This is a genomic window from Cryobacterium sp. W22_MBD10_FK3, from assembly GCF_052113745.1.
In the GTDB taxonomy this organism is placed as follows: domain Bacteria; phylum Actinomycetota; class Actinomycetes; order Actinomycetales; family Microbacteriaceae; genus Cryobacterium.
Map to the genome: position 1 here is coordinate 69337 of NZ_JBGQOH010000009.1, position 17124 is coordinate 86460.

Consider the following 17124-nt stretch of genomic DNA (forward strand, 5'->3'; position numbering starts at 1 on the left):
CTCTATTCTTCGGCGTTAATGGTGCCCACTAATGTTAGGCGGTCACCAGGGTGTTGTTCTGCTGGATGGACTCCGCACTCGGGGTCTTTCGGACGTAGCGCTTGAGCACGATTACTGCTACAGCCGAGATGACGGTGCCGATCACGATCGCCAGAATGAAGCCCAAAACGTTCTCGATGGCGAAGAAAACGAAGATTCCGCCGTGCGGTGCCTTCGACGTGACGCCCCAGGCCATGGTCAGGGCGCCGGTGGTGGCCGCGCCGAGCATGCTCGCCGGGATCACGCGCAGCGGGTCGGCCGCGGCGAACGGGATGGCGCCTTCGGAGATGAACGACGCACCCAGCAACCAGGCTGCCTTACCGTTGTCGCGTTCCACCGGGCTGAACAGCTTGCGGTCGAGCACGGTGGCCAGGGCCATGGCGAGCGGCGGAACCATGCCGGCGGCCATGACCGCGGCCATGATCTGCCACGGAGCCTGGTTGGCCAGCGTTGCCGCGCCGAGGCCGGCGACGGCGAAGGAGTAGGCCACCTTGTTGACGGGACCACCGAGGTCGAACGCCATCATGAGGCCCAGGATCAGGCCGAGGATGACAACAGACGCGCCGGTCATGCCGTTGAGCCAGTCGTTCAGTGCCACGGTCAGCCAGGCGATCGGTCCACCGAGCACCAGGAACATCAGCCCGGAGGCGAAGATCGACGCCAGCAGCGGGATGATCACGACGGGCATCAGGCTGCGGAGCCAGCGCGGCACGTCGAACGAACCGATCCAGGCCGCGGCGATACCGGCGAGCAGGCCACCGACGATGCCGCCGAGGAAGCCGGCACCCATGAAGCCGGAGACCGCACCGGCGACGAAGCCCGGAGCGATACCGGGGCGGTCGGCGATGCCGTAGGCGATGTAACCCGCCAGCGCGGGAACGAGGAAGCCCATCGACAGCTGGCCGATCTTGAAGAAGACCGCGCCGAGGTAGATGAGCATGCCGCCGTCCGGCAGGTTCCAGAGGCTGTTGTCCAGCACCACCTTGTCGGCGACATCGGTGATGTCGTAGCCGCCGAGCAGGAAGCCCAGGGCGATGAGCAGGCCTCCACCGGCGACGAACGGGATCATGTAGCTGACACCGGTGAGCAGGGCGCGCTTGACCTTCTGGCCCATGTGCTCGTTCTCGGAGACCGAGTCGGATGCCGCGGCGCCGCCACCGCTGACGCGGCGGGCGTTCGGGTTGTCCACGGCGGCGAGGGCCTCTTCGATCATCTTCTTGGGTTCGTCGATGCCGCGCTTGACGGGCGCCTGGATGACAGGCTTGCCGGCGAACCGGCCCTTGTCGCGCACGTCGACGTCAACGGCGAAGATCACGGCGTCGGCGGCGTTGATCACGCCGGCGGCCAGCGGGGTCGCTCCGGCGGACCCCTGGGTCTCGACCTGCAGGTCGATGCCCATCTCCTTGGCGGCCGCGACGAGCGCATCCGCTGCCATGTAGGTGTGTGCGATGCCGGTGGGGCAGGCGGTGACCGCGACCAGGCGGCGGTTGCCGGTGGGTGCGGCCCCGGTGGTGCCGGCTCCGGTGGGAGCGGCGGCGACCCGCGGCGCGTTGGTGTGGGCACCGGCGGCGGGAGCGGCGGCGACCGGCGCGACGATCTCGGTGACCAGGGTCACGATCTCTTCGGGAGTCTTCGCGGCGCGCAGGGCCGAGGTGAAGTCGGCCTTCATGAGCGAGCGGGCCAGCTTGGAGAGGATCTTCAGGTGGTCCTGGTCGGCGCCTTCGGGGGCGGCGATCATGAAGATCAGGTCGGCGGGGCCGTCGGCCGAACCGAAGTCGACAGGGTGCGACAACCGGGCGACCGCGAGGGTCGGCTCGGTCACGGCCGCGGAGCGGCAGTGCGGGATCGCGAGTCCGCCGGGGATGCCCGTGGAGGTCTTGGCCTCTCGGGCGAGGGCATCGGCGTAGAGCCCCTCGATCTCGGTGGCCCGGCCGGCTCCGGCCACGAGCTCGGCGAGATGCCGGATCACGGTCGACGGCTCGGCGCCGAGGTTCTGGTCCAAAGCAACGAGCTCTGGGGTAATCAGTGCGCTCACTGGTCATCCTCCTTTGGATGGGTAGCAAATGCCGTCACGATGACGGCGCTGGGGTCGGTTTGGGACAAGGCCGGCACGGTTGAGCCCGGCAGGGATGCGGCAGCGGCGCCGTGGGCGACGGCCTGACGCAGGCAGTCCGGGGCGGATGCTCCGGCCAGGTCGCGGAGCAGGAAGCCTGCCAGCGAAGAATCTCCGGCGCCGACGGTGGAGACCGCGACGATCGGGGCACGAGTGGCCAGCCAGTAGCCCTCGGCGGTGACCAGCAGCGCGCCCTTGGAGCCGAGCGTGGCCAGCACGGCGCCGACGCCGGCGGCGATCAGGGTCGCTGCGGCCCGGGCGGCCAGGTGCGGGTCGGCCTCGAGGCTGTCGGGGTCGCCGATGCCGGTGAGCTCGGCGAGCTCATCGGCGTTGGGCTTGAGCAGGTCGGGGCCGGCCGCGATGGCAGCGGCCAGGGGAGCACCCGAGGAGTCGATGGCGACCTTGGGGGCCGCGGCGCCGAAGCGGGCCTTGAGCGCCAGGGTGAGGTCGGCGTAGAAGGTGTCCGGCACGCCAGGCGGCAGGGATCCGGCCAGGACCAGCCAGCCGGCGCCGGCGGCCTTGTCCAGCACGAGCTCGACCAGGGCGGCCTGCTGCTCGGTGCTGAGGGCAGGGCCGGGCTCGTTCACCTTGGTGGTGGTGCCGTCGGGCTCTGTGATGGCGATGTTGCTGCGCAGCGTGGCCCCGATCGGCAGGCCCAGGTGCGGGATGCCCTGCGCCGTGAGTGCGAGCAGCACCGGGTCATCCGCGTCGCCGGGCAGAATCGCGAGGCTCTGCACGCCGGAGGCCTCGAGGGCCCGGCAGATGTTGACGCCCTTGCCACCGGGTTCCTGGTGGGCATCCAGGGCGCGCTGCACATCGCCGCGCGCGAGCGGGCCGGCGAGTTCGATGGTGCGGTCGAGGCTGGGGTTGGGGGTGAGTGTGACGATCATGCGATTACGACCTCGACATCCGCCGCGGCCAGGGCCGCGGCAAGTTCAGGGGAAGGGGGAGCATCGGTGATGAGCGCGTCGATATCGCCCAGCGCCGCGAATCGAACCAGGGTTTCCTGGTCGAGTTTGGAGGAGTCGGCCAGCGCGACGACGCGGCGGGCAGAGCGCACGATGGCGGTCTTCACGGCGGCTTCGACCGAGTCAGGGGTGCTGAGGCCGAAGCCCGCATCCACACCGTTGGCTCCGACGAAGGCGATGTCGGGGCGCATGGCGTCGAGCATCTGGGTGGTGCGCGTGCCAACGATGGCGCGGGTGAGGCCGCGCACCCGGCCGCCGAGGATCTGCAACGAGATGGCCTCGTTGCCGGCCAGCTTGTAGGCGATGGGCAGGGCGTTGGTGATCACGAGGAGCTGGTCGCCGAGGTTGGCGGGCTTCCAGTCGAGCAGGCGGTCGGCCAGCAGCTCGGTGGTGGTGCCGGAGTCCAGGATGATCGAGCCGGTGGTGCTCGCGGGGATCATGGCCAGGGCGGCGTCGGCGATGCGGGCCTTCTCGTCGTGATGCTGACTCTGACGTTCCTCGAGGCTCGGCTCGCTCATGCTCAGCCGGTCGATGGCGACGGCGCCGCCGTGCACCCGGCGCAGGTGGCGGCTCAGCTCGAGGGTGGAGAGGTCGCGGCGCACGGTCTCCGGAGTGATGTCGAAGCGGAGGGCGAGTTCGTTGACGGTCACGCGGCTGCGGTCGGACACCAGTTCGGCGATCATCGACTGACGCTCTTCGGCGAACATCTGGCCTCCTCGACGGTGAGAACTACGGGGGTGAACTGCGGGTGAACTGCGGGGTGAACTACTGCGGGCTGCGCGATCCGGTGAACCGGACCCAAAACTTTGTATGCCTGACTTTAGACCCGTTTGTTTTTGAAAGTCAACACAAACGCAGATAAACAAAGATCCCTGAGCGCGAGCCGGACGTTTCCGGGGCGCTACACGGGGACAAGCGCTCTCGTTTCGAAACTTCGCAGGGGGCGGCAAACCAAGGAAGGTGCTTTCTTCCGAAACGAGAGCCGAGCGGCCGGCTCGGGGAGTCCCTTGTGGAGAATTCCAGCGCGGCACCCGCGCTGTGAGGCACTCTCTACCGGTGACCGCACGCATCCCACTCCCCGACGGATGGGCCGACCGCCCGTTTCGGGTAGGCGATGCCCTCGACGCCGGGGTTGGCCGCTCACGGCTGTGGAGCGGCGACCTCGACCGGCCCTTCTGGGGCATCCGAACCCCGGCGGCGCGCCCAGCCGATGGCCCGAGCGCCAGGAGTAGTACCGGGTCTGGGGCGACACGGGGTCCCGCGCGCCGCAGCGAGGTGGAGGCGCTCTGCCGGTCCCTTCTGGTACGGATGAAGCCCGACGCGTTCTTCACGCACACCACCGCGGCGCTGTTGCTCGGCCTGCCCATACCCGCCCGACTTGCCCGGACGCGACCAGTGCATGTCGGCGTCACTGCACCTGATTCCGCAATGGTGGCGCGCGACATCGTCGGCCACAGCCTGCGGATCGCCCCCGACGACCTCGTCGACAGGGGGGCGCTACGGCTTACCGGCCCGGCCCGCACCTGGCTCGACCTCGCCGCGGTGCTCACCCTGGGCGAGCTCGTCGCTGCTCCGGGTGATCATCGTGCTCGCCGGGCTACCCGAACCCGAGTGCAACTACAACGTGTTCGATGCCGGCGGCAGGTTCCTGGCCCGAGGAGACCTCGCCTATCCCGCCTACAAGGTGCTCATCGAATACCAGGGTGACCAGCACCGCACCGATCGCGCCCAGTGGCGCTCCGACATCCGCCGCGTCGGCCGGCTCGAAGACAACGGCTGGCAGGTGCTGCAGTTTCTGGTCGCCCGCATCGCGCGGCGGGTGCGGGCCCGCGGCGCTCCCTATTGATAGTGGGCGAGGCCGCTCAACTCGCCGCCGTCGGTGAGGAACTCGGCGCCGGTGGAGAAGCTCGACTCGTCGCTGGCCAGGAACAGCACCAGGTTGGCCACCTCGACGGCCTGGCCGACGCGGTGCAGTGCCACGTGGTTCTGCGGGGTGTCCAGCCCGGCCGTCATCGGGGTGGCGATGGCGCCGGGATGCACCGAATTGACCCGAACGTTGTACTTGCCGAGGTCGAGGGCCACCGACTTGGTGAGGCCGCGCACCCCGAACTTCGCGGCCACGTAGCCCGGCAGCGCCTCGTAGCCCTGCAACCCGGCGGTCGAGGACACGTTGATGATCGAGCCCGCCTTGGAACGGATGATCACCGGCACCGCCGCCTTGATGCCGAGGAACACCCCGGTGAGGTTGATCGCGATGATGTCGTTCCAGGACTCGAGGGTGTACTCCTCGATCGGGCCGAAGTTCACGATCCCGGCGTTGTTCACGAGCACGTCGAGCCCACCGAATTCGTCCACGGCGACAGCGACCGCGGCATCCCAGTGCTGCGCCCGCGTCACGTCGAGGTGCACGTACCGGCAGGCGTCGCCCAGTTCGGCGCTGAGGGACTTGCCTTCGTCGCCGAGCAGATCGCCGATCACCACCTGGGCGCCCTCCTCCACCAGGCGGCGGGCCATCGCGGCCCCCAGCCCCCGTGCTCCGCCACTGATCAGTGCGACTTTGCCGCTGACACGAGCCATGGTGTTACCTCACCTTCCGGTCGACGTCGGGTAAACGAGTTCGACGGGGAATGTACACGCGCGGGGCTCAGACCAGTACTGTCGGTGGCCGACGGTAGCGTGAGAGTCATGAAGATCCTGCACACGAGTGACTGGCACATCGGGCGCACCTTCCACACCCATCAGACCCAGGAGCACCTGCGGGTGGTGTTCGATGCCCTCGTGGACATCGTGCGCGAGCGTCACGTCGACGTGGTTGCCGTGGCCGGCGACATCTTCGATTCGGCCACGCCCTCCGCCGACAGCTATGCCCTGCTCAGCGGCACCCTGTCGCGTCTGCACGCCACCGGCGCGCGCGTCGTGCTGACCAGCGGCAATCACGACTCCGCCACCCGGCTCGGCTTCCAGTCGGAGTGGGCGGGGCTCGCGGGCATCCACGTGGTCACGGGCTTCGACCAGTACCGCACACCGATCAGCATCGACGACGAGCACGGGCCCGTGCACTTCTACGGCATCCCGTTCCTCGAGCCGGCACTGGTGCGGCACCACTACCCCGACGAGCTGCTCAAGACCCACGAACAGGTGCTCGGCCTGGCCATGCGACAGGTGCGCGCCGACCTCGCCGAGCGGGGCGGCCGGTCGGTGGTGCTCTCGCACTGCTTCGCGGCCGGCGTCGCCGCCAGCGATTCCGCCAGCGATGTGGAGCGCGACATCAGCGCCGGCGGCCTCGACCTGGTTCCTATTTCAGTCTTCGACGGCCCCGACTACGTGGCGCTCGGCCACATCCATGGCCGGGCCAGAATCAGCGACAGGGTGCGCTATTCCGGCGCCCCGCTGCACTTCTCCTTCGCCGAGGCCGACAAGCCCCGCGGGGCCTGGCTCGTCGACCTCGACGCCGCCGGCCTGGCCGCGGTGGAGTGGGTGGACCTGCCGATTCCGCGGCGCCTGAGCGTGCTGACCGGGGAGCTGGAGACGCTCACCCACGACGACGCCTTCACCGCGAACGAATCCGACTGGGTCGCCGCGGTGCTCACCGACCGGGTGCGCCCGCTCGACGGCATGCGCACCCTGCAGAAGCGCTTCCCGCACTGCGTTGCCCTCGAGCACCGCCCTGCCGTGACCGAGGCCGCCGCGGGTTCGACCTACTCTGCCCGGGTGAAGCACAAGAGCGACCCCGAGATCGTCGCCGGCTTCCTCGAGTTCGTGCGGAACGGCGTGGGGTTCAGCGACTTCGAGCGCGACCTCGTCGCCGAGGTGCTCGGCCAGACGACGGACGCCGCGGTATGAAGATCACCCGGCTGCGCATCGCCGGCTTCGGCCCGTACAAGACCGAGCAGGAGGTGGACTTCACCCGCTTCGACGCCGACGGCATATTCCTGATCACCGGCAAGACCGGTGCGGGCAAGTCGAGCATCCTCGACGCCATCTGCTTCGCCCTGTACGGCTCCGTGCCCAGGTTCGACGGCAGTGAGCTCAGGCTCCGGAGCGACCACTGTGACCCCGCCGACCCCAGCTTCGTCGAGCTCGAGTTCACCCTCAAGGGCGACGCCTATCGGGTCTACCGCACCCCGCGATACGAGAAGCCCAAGAAGCGCGGCGTGGGCACCACTACGTCACAACCGGATGCGCGCCTGGAGCGGTACGACAGCGCCGAGGGCGACTGGGTGGGCATCGCGGCCCGCCCGGTGGATGTGGGCAACGAGCTCAGCCGCATCCTGCCGCTCAAGCAGGACCAGTTCCTGCAGGTGATCCTGCTCGCCCAGAACCGGTTCCAACGCTTTCTGCTGGCCAAGACCGACGACAGGCTCACCGTGCTGCGCACGTTGTTCGGCACGCTGCGGTTCCAGCAGTTGGAGACCGAGCTGCTCGCGCGCCGCAAGGTGCTCGACGACGAGTTGGCGCTCGTGCGCCACGAGATCGACGGGATCGTGGCGGCGACACTGCGCCAGCTCTGGCGCGACGGCGATGCTGACCGTGCCGACGGTGCCGACGGTGCCGGCGATGCTGACCGTGCCGACGGTGCCGACGGTGCCGACGGGGCCGACGATGCCGGCGATGCCGCCGCAGCCGAGCCGACCGACCCCGACCTGGGCTGGTTCGAGGCCGCCCTCGGCACCCTCGACGAACGGCTGGCGGCCGCCACCCGGCGGGCCGAGACCGCCTCGACCGCGCTGGCCACGGCCACCGCCCGCTACCAAAACGAGGAGGACCGCCGGCGCCGCCAGGACCGCCGGGATGCTGCCGAGCGCACGCTGACCGCCCTCGAAAGCCGGGGCGACGACATGCTCGACCGTCGCGACGCGCTGCGGGCGGCCGAACGCGCGGCCAGGGTGTGGCCGCAGGTGCGGGCGCGTTCCGACGCCCAGAACGCCGTCGCCGCGGCAAATGCTGCCGAGATGGCCGCGCGCGCAGCCTGGCAGCGGCTGGTCGCCGATTCCGCCGATGCCTCGCCCGATGCCCCGGCCGATGCCCTGTACGACGCAGCCGGCCTGACCGGCCTGATCGACGACAGGCTGCGCCAGCTCGGCGGCCTGGACGACCTGCTCCTCGAGGAACGCCGCCTGCCCGGCCTCGACGAACAGATCGCCGCCCTCGAGTTCCGCTTGGCGGCCCACGTCGAGGCCCTCGACGACGCGAGGCTGCTGCTGCTCGCCCTGCCCGAACGCATCGACGCTGCCTCGGACGCCCTCGCCGCGGCCACCCTCGGCGCCGCCCGCGCCCCCGAGGCCGAGGCGGCGCTCAACCGGGCCGAGGCAGCGTTGGCCGCGTTCGACGACGTGCGCAGGTTGGAAACCGAACTGGTGGGGGTTCACCGCGCCGAACGGGAAGCCGTGGCGGAGAACACCGCGGCCGCGCTGCACTACCAGCAGCTTGTGGACGCCCGGCTCGGCGGCTTCGCCGTTGAGCTCGCCGCCGGCCTCGTCGACGGCAGCCCCTGCGCGGTCTGCGGGGCCACCGAACACCCGGCGCCCCAGACCGGCGACGCCGAACCCGTCACCGAGGCCGACCTCGATGACGCCCGCAGCCTGATGGCCCGCCGGCAGGCCGCCGTCGACGCCGCGCGCACCCAGTCCCAGAGTGTCGCCACCCTGCTCACCGCGGCTCGCACCCGGGCCGGCGACGGCGACGCCGAGGAGATCGACACCGTGCTGCGCCAGGCCGGGGACGCGCTCACCGTCGCCACCGGGCACCTCGCCAGGGTGCCCGCTCTCGAAGCCGAGCTCGCCAGGCTGCGCGCCGACCAGGCCGAGGCCCAGGCCGCCGTGGCGCCCCTGCAACTGGTGCGGGACGAAGCCGCCCTGCACCTGGCGGAGCGACGCACCGAGCGCGCCGGCATCGTCGACCGGATCGATGCCCAGCGCGCCGGGTTCAACACCGTGACCGAGCGGGTCGCCCTGCTGCAGACCGAGCTCGACGCCGCCCGTGCCCTGGCCGACGCTCTGGCGCATTCCGCGTCGACGCGCCGCGCCGCCGACGCGGCCGGCGACGCCTTGGCCGCGCAGCTCCTGGAAGAGGGGTTCGCCGACGAGGCCGCCGCTGTCAGCGCCCGGCTCAGCCCGGCCGAGATCCAGGCCGGCCAGGCCGCCATCCGCGCCTACGACGACGAACTCGCCGGCGCCCGCGGCGTGCTGGCCGAGACCGACCTGACCGGGTTGCCCGAGCACCCCATCGACCTCGATCCCGCGCGGCTCGCCCGCGACAAGGCCGCCGCCGACCGCGATGACGCCGTGGCCCGGCGGGAGTCGCTGCGCGAACGCTCCACGGCGCTCACGGCCCTGGTGGCGGATGCCCGCACCAGGTTCGCCCTCGCCGCCGACATGCTCGCCACACAGGCCCAGGTGCGCCAGCTCGCCGCCGTGGTGCACGGCGACGACCCGAACACCAAGCGCATGAAACTCGAAACCTACGTGCTCGCCGCGCAGCTCGAGGAGATCATCGCGGCCGCGAACAACCGGCTGCGCACCATGACTGGCGGCCGGTACGCCCTCGAACACGACGACGCCCTGCAGTACCGCGGCAGCCAGGCCGGGCTGGGCCTCGCGATCCGCGACGAACACACCGGCCGGGCCAGGGCCACGCATTCGCTGTCCGGCGGCGAGACCTTTCTGGCGTCCCTGGCGCTGGCGCTCGGGCTGGCCGAGGTGGTCACCAACCAGGCCGGAGGCATCGCCCTGGACACCCTGTTCGTCGACGAGGGGTTCGGCTCCCTCGACGCCGAAACCCTCGAGACCGCCATGAGCACCCTCGACGGCCTGCGGGCCGGTGGCCGCACCATCGGGCTGATCAGCCACGTCGAGTCGATGAAGGAGCAGATCCCGGCGAAACTCTCGATCCGGGTGACCGCCCAGGGGTACAGCGAGATCGACCGGGCGGCCGTGGCGGTGTCCTAGGATCGGTCGGCTGATCGACAACGGATGTGCCGCGAGCGACCAGATCGCGGCACACTGTGGTCATGAGCCGAACTGACGCCACCCCCGACACGTCGTCCGCCGCCGCCGGTTGGACGACCCTCACCTTCATCTACCTGGCCCTGGCCGTGGTGGGGCTGATCGGCACCTGGACCTGGAACATCCAGGCGATCGTGGAGGCGAGTAACTTCATCGCCGACTGGACCATGAGCGGCCCGGCCGTGTCATCGCTGACCACCGACCTGCTGGTGGTGGCCATCGCCGGGAGCGTTTTCATCATCGTGGAGGCCCGCCGACTCGGCATGAAGGCGGGCTGGGCCTACGTGGTGGTGGGGCTGCTCATCGCCTTCGCCTTCGGCTTCCCGCTGTTCCTGGCCATGCGGGAGCGCCGGCTGGTGCGCTCGGGCCTCAGCTGACGTCTCCGGCGGCGAGGCCGACCTCGTCGCCGGCGAACCGCTCGCGCAGGGCATGGAAGTGCGACACCGTGAGCCCGTGCCGCAGCAGGTACGGTTCGGGACCGCCGAGGGCGCCGATGCCGGCCAGGGCCTGTAGCAGGGCGGCCGGACGCGATTCTGCCGGCAGGGCCGCGGCCACGGCCTCCTCGTGGGTCAGACCGGCGGCGAGCAGCGCCAGGGCCAGAACGAGGCCGGTCTGGTGCTCACCGCCGGTTCCGTGCACGAGCAGCGGGCCGTCTCCGTCGGCGAGAACGGCCACGGCGTCGGCCAGGTCCCGACCGTGCTGGGCGACCAACTCGGCGTAGTCGGACTTGTGTGCGGTTGTGTGCTCAGCAGCTTGACCGTTCATGTCACCCTCCGGAACGTTGCGTCATCGCATGGCCCGTTGGCCACGTTCGGCTCAGTATCGGTCGTCGAGGTGAACGGCAGATGTCGCTCAGGCCGGTTCGGGTTCCAGCCGTGCCGGCTCGCGGCGGCCGAGGCGGCTCAGGCCGATCGCGGCTGCGGCGATGCCGACGATCACTACGGCGATCACCAGAACGTAGAGCAGCACAGACGGCCAACCGCCCGGCTCGTTGGGGTTCAGGAACGGGTAGGTCCACCAGTCGGTGAACGTGCCACGGAGCAGCGCGTAGGCCAGCCAGGTGAGCGGGTAGATCAACGCGAACCAGATCCGCTTCCAGGCCAGCGCCGGTCGCCCGGGTGCCAGCAGCCAGTCCAGCAGGATCAGGGCGGGCGCCCACACGTGCAGCACCTCGTTGGGCCAGCTGACCCCCACGAAGGTGCCGTCGGCGGGCAGGTTGCGCAGCAACAGGTTGTAGACCACCCCGGTGATCACGGCGTAGGCGAGAGTCGACATGCGCACCCGTGCCAGCAGTTCGGGTTCGGCGGCCAGGCGCAGGGCGAGCACGCCGCCCACGACGAGTACCACCACGTTCATCAGGCCGGACTGGATGGTGAAGAAACCGAAGTACCCGGCCGGGTCGAACGCGTCGTTGAGCAGCTGGTCGGTGATCTGCGTAACGATGGCCGCGAGTACGAGCCCGGCCAGCAGGATGCGCAGCACCCCGACGATGCGGCGGAAGGGCGTGGGGCCGGCGTCGCCCCGGCTGGGCATCGTTGGTGAATTCACCTGATCAGGTTAGTGCCGGGCATGCTGCTGAGTAGCATCGTTAATGAGCGCGCTCCATTATTCGCGGATGCGTGTTCGACTGGACACCACCGTTCGGATTCACAGGGAGATGCAGATGTACTACAGCAGCGGCAATTACGAAGCCTTCGCCCGGCCCCGGAAGCCGGAGGGCGTCGACGGGCGCACGGCCTGGTTCGTCGGCGCCGGCCTGGCCTCGCTCGCCGGCGCGGCGTTCCTGATCCGGGACGGGCAGATGGCCGGAAGCACCATCACCATCCTGGAGCGGCTGACGCTACCCGGCGGAGCACTGGACGGCATCAAGGCGCCCAAGAAGGGCTTCGTCATCCGCGGCGGCCGCGAGATGGAAGACCACATGGAATGCCTGTGGGACCTGTTCAGGTCGGTGCCGTCGATCGAGATCGAGGGCGCGAGCGTGCTCGACGAGTTCTACTGGCTCGACAAGGACGACCCCAACTCCTCCCTGCAGCGGGTCACCGAGAAGCAGGGCCAGGATGCCCACACCGACGGCCTGTTCACCCTGAGCGAGAAGGCGCAGAAGGAGGTCACCAAGATGTTCCTCGCGCCGCGGGCCGAGATGGAGGGCAAGCGCATCAACGAGGTCTTCTCGGCCGACTTCCTGGCCAGCAACTTCTGGTTGTACTGGCGCACAATGTTCGCCTTCGAGGAGTGGCACAGCGCGCTGGAGATGAAGCTCTACCTGCACCGCTTCGTGCACCACATCGGCGGGCTGCCCGACTTCACCGCGCTCAAGTTCACCAAGTACAACCAGTACGAGTCCCTGGTGCTGCCGCTCTACCGCTGGCTGCTCGATCAGGGTGTCACCTTCAGGTTCAGCACCGAGGTCACCGACCTCGACTTCGACATCAACATCAGCGCCGGCCGCAAGCAGGCCACCCGCATCCACTGGCTCACCGACGGTGCGCCGGGCGGTGTGACAGAAGGCAGCGTGGAGCTCGGCGAGAAGGACCTGGTCTTCACGACCATCGGGTCGCTGACCGAGAACTCCACCGACGGCGACCAGCACACCCCGGCGGCGCTCAACGAGGGGCCAGCGCCGGCCTGGGACCTCTGGAAGAACATCGCCCGCAACGACAGGGCGTTCGGCCGTCCGGAGGTGTTCTGCGAGAACATCGCCGAGAGCAAGTGGGAGTCGGCCACCGTCACCACCCTCGACGCGCGCATCCCCGCCTACATCGAGAAGATCGCCAAGCGCGACCCGTTCAGCGGCAAGGTCGTGACCGGCGGCATCGTGACCGCGCGCGACTCGAGCTGGCTGCTCAGCTGGACCGTGAACCGGCAGCCGCACTTCAAGCAGCAGAGCCCCGACCAGGTCGTGGTCTGGGTGTATTCCCTGCTCGTGGACACCCCCGGCGACTTCGTGAAGAAGTCGATGCAGGACTGCACGGGCGAGGAAATCACCCAGGAGTGGCTCTTCCACCTCGGGGTCCCGGTGGCCGACATTCCCGACCTCGCCGCCAACGCCGCCCAGGCCGTGCCGGTGATGATGCCGTACGTCACCTCGTTCTTCCTGCCCCGCGTGGCCGGCGACCGGCCGCAGGTGGTGCCCGAAGGCGCGGTGAACTTCGCCTTCATCGGCCAGTTCGCCGAGACCACCCGCGACACCATCTTCACCACCGAGTACTCGGTGCGCACGGGGATGGAAGCCGCCTACCAGTTGCTCGGCATCGAGCGCGGCGTGCCGGAGGTCTTCAACTCCACCTACGACGTGCGCAGCCTGCTCGCGGCGATGAGCCGGCTGCGGGACGGCGCCGAACTCAAGATGCCGGTGCCCGGGTTCGTGCAGAAACGCATCGTGAAGAAGCTGGGCAGCACCGAGATCGGCGAGCTGCTCACCGAGTTCGGGCTGACCAGCTAGACCGCCGGAGCAAAGGCTGGAAGAGGCTGGACGAGGCTGGAAATGGCTAGAAGGGGAATAGCAGCCGGTGCAGGAACTGCCGGGTGCGTTCGTGCTGGGGGTTCCGCAGCATGACCTTGGGGTCGCCGTGCTCCACGATGGTGCCACCGTCGACGAATGCGACCTCGGTGGCCACCTCGCGGGCGAATTCCAGTTCGTGGGTGACGATCACCATGGTCCAGCCCTCGGCCGCGAGCTCCTTGATCAGCCTCAGCACGTCGCCCACCAGTTCGGGGTCGAGGGCGCTGGTGGGTTCGTCGAAGAGCAGCAGGGTGGGCCGGAGCGCCAGGGCGCGCACGATGCCCACCCGCTGCTGCTGGCCGCCGGAGAGCTCGAACGGGTAACTGTCGCGCTTGTCGCTTAGTCCCACACGCTCCAGCAGCGCCAGCGCCTCGGCCTCGACCTCGGCCCGTGGGCGGCGCTGCACGACGACAGGGCCTTCCATCACGTTCTCGAGCACGGTTTTGTGCGGGAACAGGTTGTAGTGCTGGAAGACCATGCCGGACTGGTCCCGCAGGTTGGTGAGAGCCTTCTTGGGCACGCCACCACGGGTGCCGTGGGCGGCGGCGAAGTCGATGGTCACCGGCGCATGCCTGGCGTCGTCGGCGCCGACAACGCTGATGGTGCCGCCGTCGGCGATCTCGAGACCGTTCAGGCAGCGCAGCACCGTGGTCTTGCCGGAGCCGGACGGGCCGATGAGCGCGAGCACGGTGCCGCGGGCCACGGTGAGGTCCACCGATTTCAGCACCTGGTTGGCGCCGAAGCTCTTTTGCAGGCCGCGCACCGTGAGCAGCTGGTCAGTGGGCGACATACCGGTCCAATCGCTTTTCGAGCACGCCCTGGCCGCTGGAGAGGACCAGGCAGATCACCCAGTAGAGCAGGGCGGCCTCCAGGTAGAGGGCCATGAATTGCCCGCTGAACGCCGCCACCTGCTGGGCCTCGCGGAACAGCTCGGTGACCAGGATGAGCGAGGCCAGCGAGGTGTCCTTGACCAGGCTGATGAAGGTGTTCGACAGCGGCGGCACCGATACCCGGGCGGCCTGCGGAAGGATGATGCGGGTGAGCGCACGCTGGTGCGACATCCCGACCATGTAGGCCGCTTCCCACTGCCCCTTCGGCACCGACAGGATGGCTGCGCGAATCACCTCGGCAGCGTAGCCGCCGACGTTGATCGAGAAGGCGATGATGGCGCTGGGCCAGGGATCGATCACGACCCCGAGTGACGGCAGGCCGTAGAAGATCACGAACAGCTGCACCAGCAGCGGGGTGCCGCGCACGAGCGAGATGTACACCCGGGCGATCGACGACAGCCAACGCCGCCTGGACAACCGCATCAGCGCCAGCAGCAGGGCCAGCACCAGCCCGATCGCGAACGACGACAGCGCGAGCGGGATGGTGCCCTTGATCGCACCGCTGAGCATCGGCCACAGCGAATCGAGCATGAGCTGCCAGGTGGAGGGGGGCATAGGGCGAGCCTACTTGGAGACGTCCGCCCCGAAGTAGGTGTCCGAGATGGCGGCCAGGGTGCCGTTCTCGCTCAGCGTCGCCAGAGCGTCAGACACTGCGTCGGCCAACGCGGTGCCGCCCTTGGCGAAGGCGAACGCACTCTCGGAGCGGTCCTCGGTCTCCGCGGCGACCTTGAGCCCGGCGGCGCCGGTCTGCTTCTTGTAGTCGAGGTAGGTGAGCTTGTCGTTGATCGTGGCGTCGACGCGGTCCTGCTCGACCAGGGCCACGGACTGCGCCCAGCCCTCGACGCCCTGCACGGTGGCGCCGCTCTCGGTGGCCAGGGTGTTCCAGTTGCTGGTGAGCGACTGGGCGGTGGTCTTGCCGGCGAGGCTCTCGAACGACGTGATGTCGGTGTTGTCCTCCGGCACCACGATCACGCCGGTGGAGTAGGTGTACGGGGTGGAGAACGCGTAGGACTCTTCGCGCTCCGGGGTGATCGACACCTGATTGGCGATGGTGTCGAATCGGCCGGCCTCGAGGCCGGCGAAGATGGCGTCCCACTGGGTCTCTTCGAACTTGATGTCGACGCCCAGCTCGTCGGCGACGGCCTTGGCCACCTCGACGTCATAGCCGGTGAGGTCGCCGGAGCCGTCTGCGTGGAAGGAGAACGGGCGGTAGGTGCCCTCGGTGCCCACGGTCAGGGTGCCGGACTCGAGCACCGAGCTGAGCGAGTCGTCGGTTCCGGCCGTGGCGCCGTCACTGCCGGAGTCACCGGCGGAGCTGCTGCACCCGGTCAGGGCCACCACTGCGGCGAGGGTGAGGACGGTGGCGGAGACGAGGCGACGCTTCATGTGTGGGTTCATCCAATGTGCTGATCGAGGTTCAGGGCTGTGCGGGAGCTTGCGCCCCTACACCGAGGTTAACAAGTCCGGGGCCCCGGGGAATATTCCGATGACGCCGGATGACGTGCTCGAGGGGGCCCCTGGCCCCCGTTCGAGCACCTGTCGGGCCCGGGTCTTTCGGCATAGGCTGCCGCCGTCGCACTCAACCCGAAGGAGTACGCGTGAAACTGTCGATGGTTCAACACGATCGTTCGGCCGCCGTTCTGCTCGGAATGGCCTGCGGCGATGCCCTGGGCGCCGGGTTCGCCTACGCCGGACCGTTGGCGCCCGCCGCTCCGGTGGGCATGCGTGGCGGCGGCGGTGCGAACTGGGCGCGCGGGGAGTGGACCGACTACACGGCCCTGGCCATCCCGGTGGCGCGTGCCGCGGCCGACGGACTCGACCTGCGGGAGGAGTCGACCCTTGATGTGATTGCCGCCGAGTGGGTGGACTGGGCGAACACGGCACCGTTCGCGGGCCTGCAACTCGGAGCCGCGCTGTCTGGACCTGAGCCGACGGCCGCCGGTGTGCGTTCCGCCGCGCGCGCCCAGCACGCCAGGGTCGGCCGGAGCGCCGGCAACGGCTGCCTGCTCCGCACCGCCCCGGTGGCCCTGGCGTTCCTGCACGATCCGGAGGCCCTCGCGGACGCGGCCCGGCGGCTGAGCGACCTCACCCACTGCGAGACGGATGCCGGCGACGCCTGCGTGCTGTGGGGGCTGGCGATCCGGCATGCCGTGCTGAACGGTGAACTCGACCTGCGGGTGGGCCTGGGCACGCTGTCGCCCGGCCGCCGTGAACTGTGGTCGGCGCGCATCGACCACGCCGAACGCCGGCAACCCCGCGACTTCACCCGCAACGGCTGGGTGGTGCAGGCGGTGCAGGGGGCCTGGTCGGCCATCGTGCAGACCGACGACACGGATGCCGACCAGTACCGGTTCGGCCTCGAAACCGCGGTGCGGGGTGGCGGCAACACCGACGCCGTGGCGGGAGTGGCCGGTGGCCTGCTCGCCGCCCGGTGGGGACTTGCCGCGGTGCCCAGCGAATGGCGCCGGCTGGTGCAGGGCTGGCCGGGCCTGCGCGGGGCCGACCTGGTTCGCCTCTCGGTGCTGGCCGCGCACGGCCGGGACACCAACGAGGCCGGCGAACGCGAAACCTTTCGGCTCCACGCCGTGAAGTAGACGCCGTGACG

General features: G+C 69.6%; 15 protein-coding genes. 6 read left to right on the forward strand and 9 right to left on the reverse strand.

What is annotated here, in order from left to right; translation table 11 throughout:
• Positions 1 to 34: 34 nt before the first annotated feature.
• From ACEN2M_RS10935 to ACEN2M_RS10945, 3 genes are read right to left on the reverse strand one after another with little or no spacing between them, the layout of a single operon-like run.
• Positions 35 to 2074 carry a PTS fructose transporter subunit IIABC gene (locus tag ACEN2M_RS10935; RefSeq protein WP_441648152.1) on the reverse strand — a complete coding sequence of 680 codons (2040 nt, stop codon included), beginning with the start codon at positions 2072 to 2074 and terminating at the stop codon, positions 35 to 37.
• Entirely contained in the window at positions 2071 to 3042 is a 972-nt protein-coding gene (locus ACEN2M_RS10940) for a 1-phosphofructokinase family hexose kinase (RefSeq protein WP_441648153.1), read from the reverse strand. Before ACEN2M_RS10940 ends, ACEN2M_RS10935 begins: the two co-directional genes overlap by 4 nt.
• Complete coding sequence (locus ACEN2M_RS10945; protein ID WP_441648154.1) at positions 3039 to 3827, reverse strand: DeoR/GlpR family DNA-binding transcription regulator; 789 nt, start codon at positions 3825 to 3827, stop codon at positions 3039 to 3041. The genes ACEN2M_RS10940 and ACEN2M_RS10945 overlap by 4 nt, the downstream gene beginning before the upstream one ends.
• An 869-nt stretch (positions 3828 to 4696) precedes the next feature.
• Between ACEN2M_RS10945 and ACEN2M_RS10950 the strand changes: the two genes are divergently transcribed.
• Positions 4697 to 4966 (forward strand): DUF559 domain-containing protein, encoded by a 270-nt coding sequence (locus ACEN2M_RS10950; protein ID WP_441648155.1) that lies wholly within the window; start codon positions 4697 to 4699, stop codon positions 4964 to 4966.
• Here ACEN2M_RS10950 and ACEN2M_RS10955 read toward each other — a convergent pair.
• Positions 4960 to 5697 (reverse strand): SDR family oxidoreductase, encoded by a 738-nt coding sequence (locus ACEN2M_RS10955; protein ID WP_441648156.1) that lies wholly within the window; start codon positions 5695 to 5697, stop codon positions 4960 to 4962. The genes ACEN2M_RS10950 and ACEN2M_RS10955 overlap by 7 nt on opposite strands.
• 108 nt (positions 5698 to 5805) lie before the next feature.
• Between ACEN2M_RS10955 and ACEN2M_RS10960 the strand changes: the two genes are divergently transcribed.
• The 3 genes from ACEN2M_RS10960 to ACEN2M_RS10970 all read left to right on the forward strand — a co-directional run bounded on the left by ACEN2M_RS10960 (position 5806) and on the right by ACEN2M_RS10970 (position 10501).
• A complete protein-coding gene (locus tag ACEN2M_RS10960; RefSeq protein WP_441648157.1) occupies positions 5806 to 6963 on the forward strand; it encodes an exonuclease SbcCD subunit D in 1158 nt (385 codons plus the stop codon).
• Positions 6960 to 10067, forward strand: a complete 3108-nt coding sequence (locus ACEN2M_RS10965; protein ID WP_441648158.1) for an AAA family ATPase — start codon at positions 6960 to 6962, stop codon at positions 10065 to 10067. Before ACEN2M_RS10960 ends, ACEN2M_RS10965 begins: the two co-directional genes overlap by 4 nt.
• 62 nt (positions 10068 to 10129) lie before the next feature.
• Positions 10130 to 10501 (forward strand): DUF2834 domain-containing protein, encoded by a 372-nt coding sequence (locus ACEN2M_RS10970; RefSeq protein WP_441648159.1) that lies wholly within the window; start codon positions 10130 to 10132, stop codon positions 10499 to 10501.
• Here the strand turns inward: ACEN2M_RS10970 and ACEN2M_RS10975 are convergent.
• Together ACEN2M_RS10975 and ACEN2M_RS10980 are read right to left on the reverse strand one after the other, a co-directional pair.
• Positions 10494 to 10889 carry a tyrosine-protein phosphatase gene (locus ACEN2M_RS10975; protein WP_441648160.1) on the reverse strand — a complete coding sequence of 132 codons (396 nt, stop codon included), beginning with the start codon at positions 10887 to 10889 and terminating at the stop codon, positions 10494 to 10496. The genes ACEN2M_RS10970 and ACEN2M_RS10975 overlap by 8 nt on opposite strands.
• A gap of 87 nt (positions 10890 to 10976) precedes the next feature.
• Positions 10977 to 11672 carry a Pr6Pr family membrane protein gene (locus ACEN2M_RS10980; protein ID WP_441648161.1) on the reverse strand — a complete coding sequence of 232 codons (696 nt, stop codon included), beginning with the start codon at positions 11670 to 11672 and terminating at the stop codon, positions 10977 to 10979.
• Between the two features lie 115 nt (positions 11673 to 11787).
• Here ACEN2M_RS10980 and ACEN2M_RS10985 point away from each other — a divergent pair, with 115 nt between their 5' ends.
• Positions 11788 to 13569, forward strand: coding sequence for an oleate hydratase (locus ACEN2M_RS10985; protein WP_441648162.1), 1782 nt, complete (start codon positions 11788 to 11790; stop codon positions 13567 to 13569).
• A 46-nt stretch (positions 13570 to 13615) separates the two neighbouring features.
• On the opposite strand, the gene ACEN2M_RS10990 is transcribed toward ACEN2M_RS10985, so the two are convergent.
• From ACEN2M_RS10990 to ACEN2M_RS11000, 3 genes are read right to left on the reverse strand one after another with little or no spacing between them, the layout of a single operon-like run.
• Positions 13616 to 14419, reverse strand: a complete 804-nt coding sequence (locus ACEN2M_RS10990; protein ID WP_441648163.1) for an amino acid ABC transporter ATP-binding protein — start codon at positions 14417 to 14419, stop codon at positions 13616 to 13618.
• Complete coding sequence (locus ACEN2M_RS10995; RefSeq protein ID WP_441648164.1) at positions 14406 to 15074, reverse strand: amino acid ABC transporter permease; 669 nt, start codon at positions 15072 to 15074, stop codon at positions 14406 to 14408. Before ACEN2M_RS10995 ends, ACEN2M_RS10990 begins: the two co-directional genes overlap by 14 nt.
• A 9-nt stretch (positions 15075 to 15083) precedes the next feature.
• Complete coding sequence (locus ACEN2M_RS11000; RefSeq protein WP_441648165.1) at positions 15084 to 15905, reverse strand: amino acid ABC transporter substrate-binding protein; 822 nt, start codon at positions 15903 to 15905, stop codon at positions 15084 to 15086.
• Positions 15906 to 16117: 212 nt separating this feature from the next.
• Between ACEN2M_RS11000 and ACEN2M_RS11005 the strand changes: the two genes are divergently transcribed.
• Entirely contained in the window at positions 16118 to 17113 is a 996-nt protein-coding gene (locus ACEN2M_RS11005; protein ID WP_441648166.1) for an ADP-ribosylglycohydrolase family protein, read from the forward strand.
• Positions 17114 to 17124 lie beyond the last annotated feature (11 nt).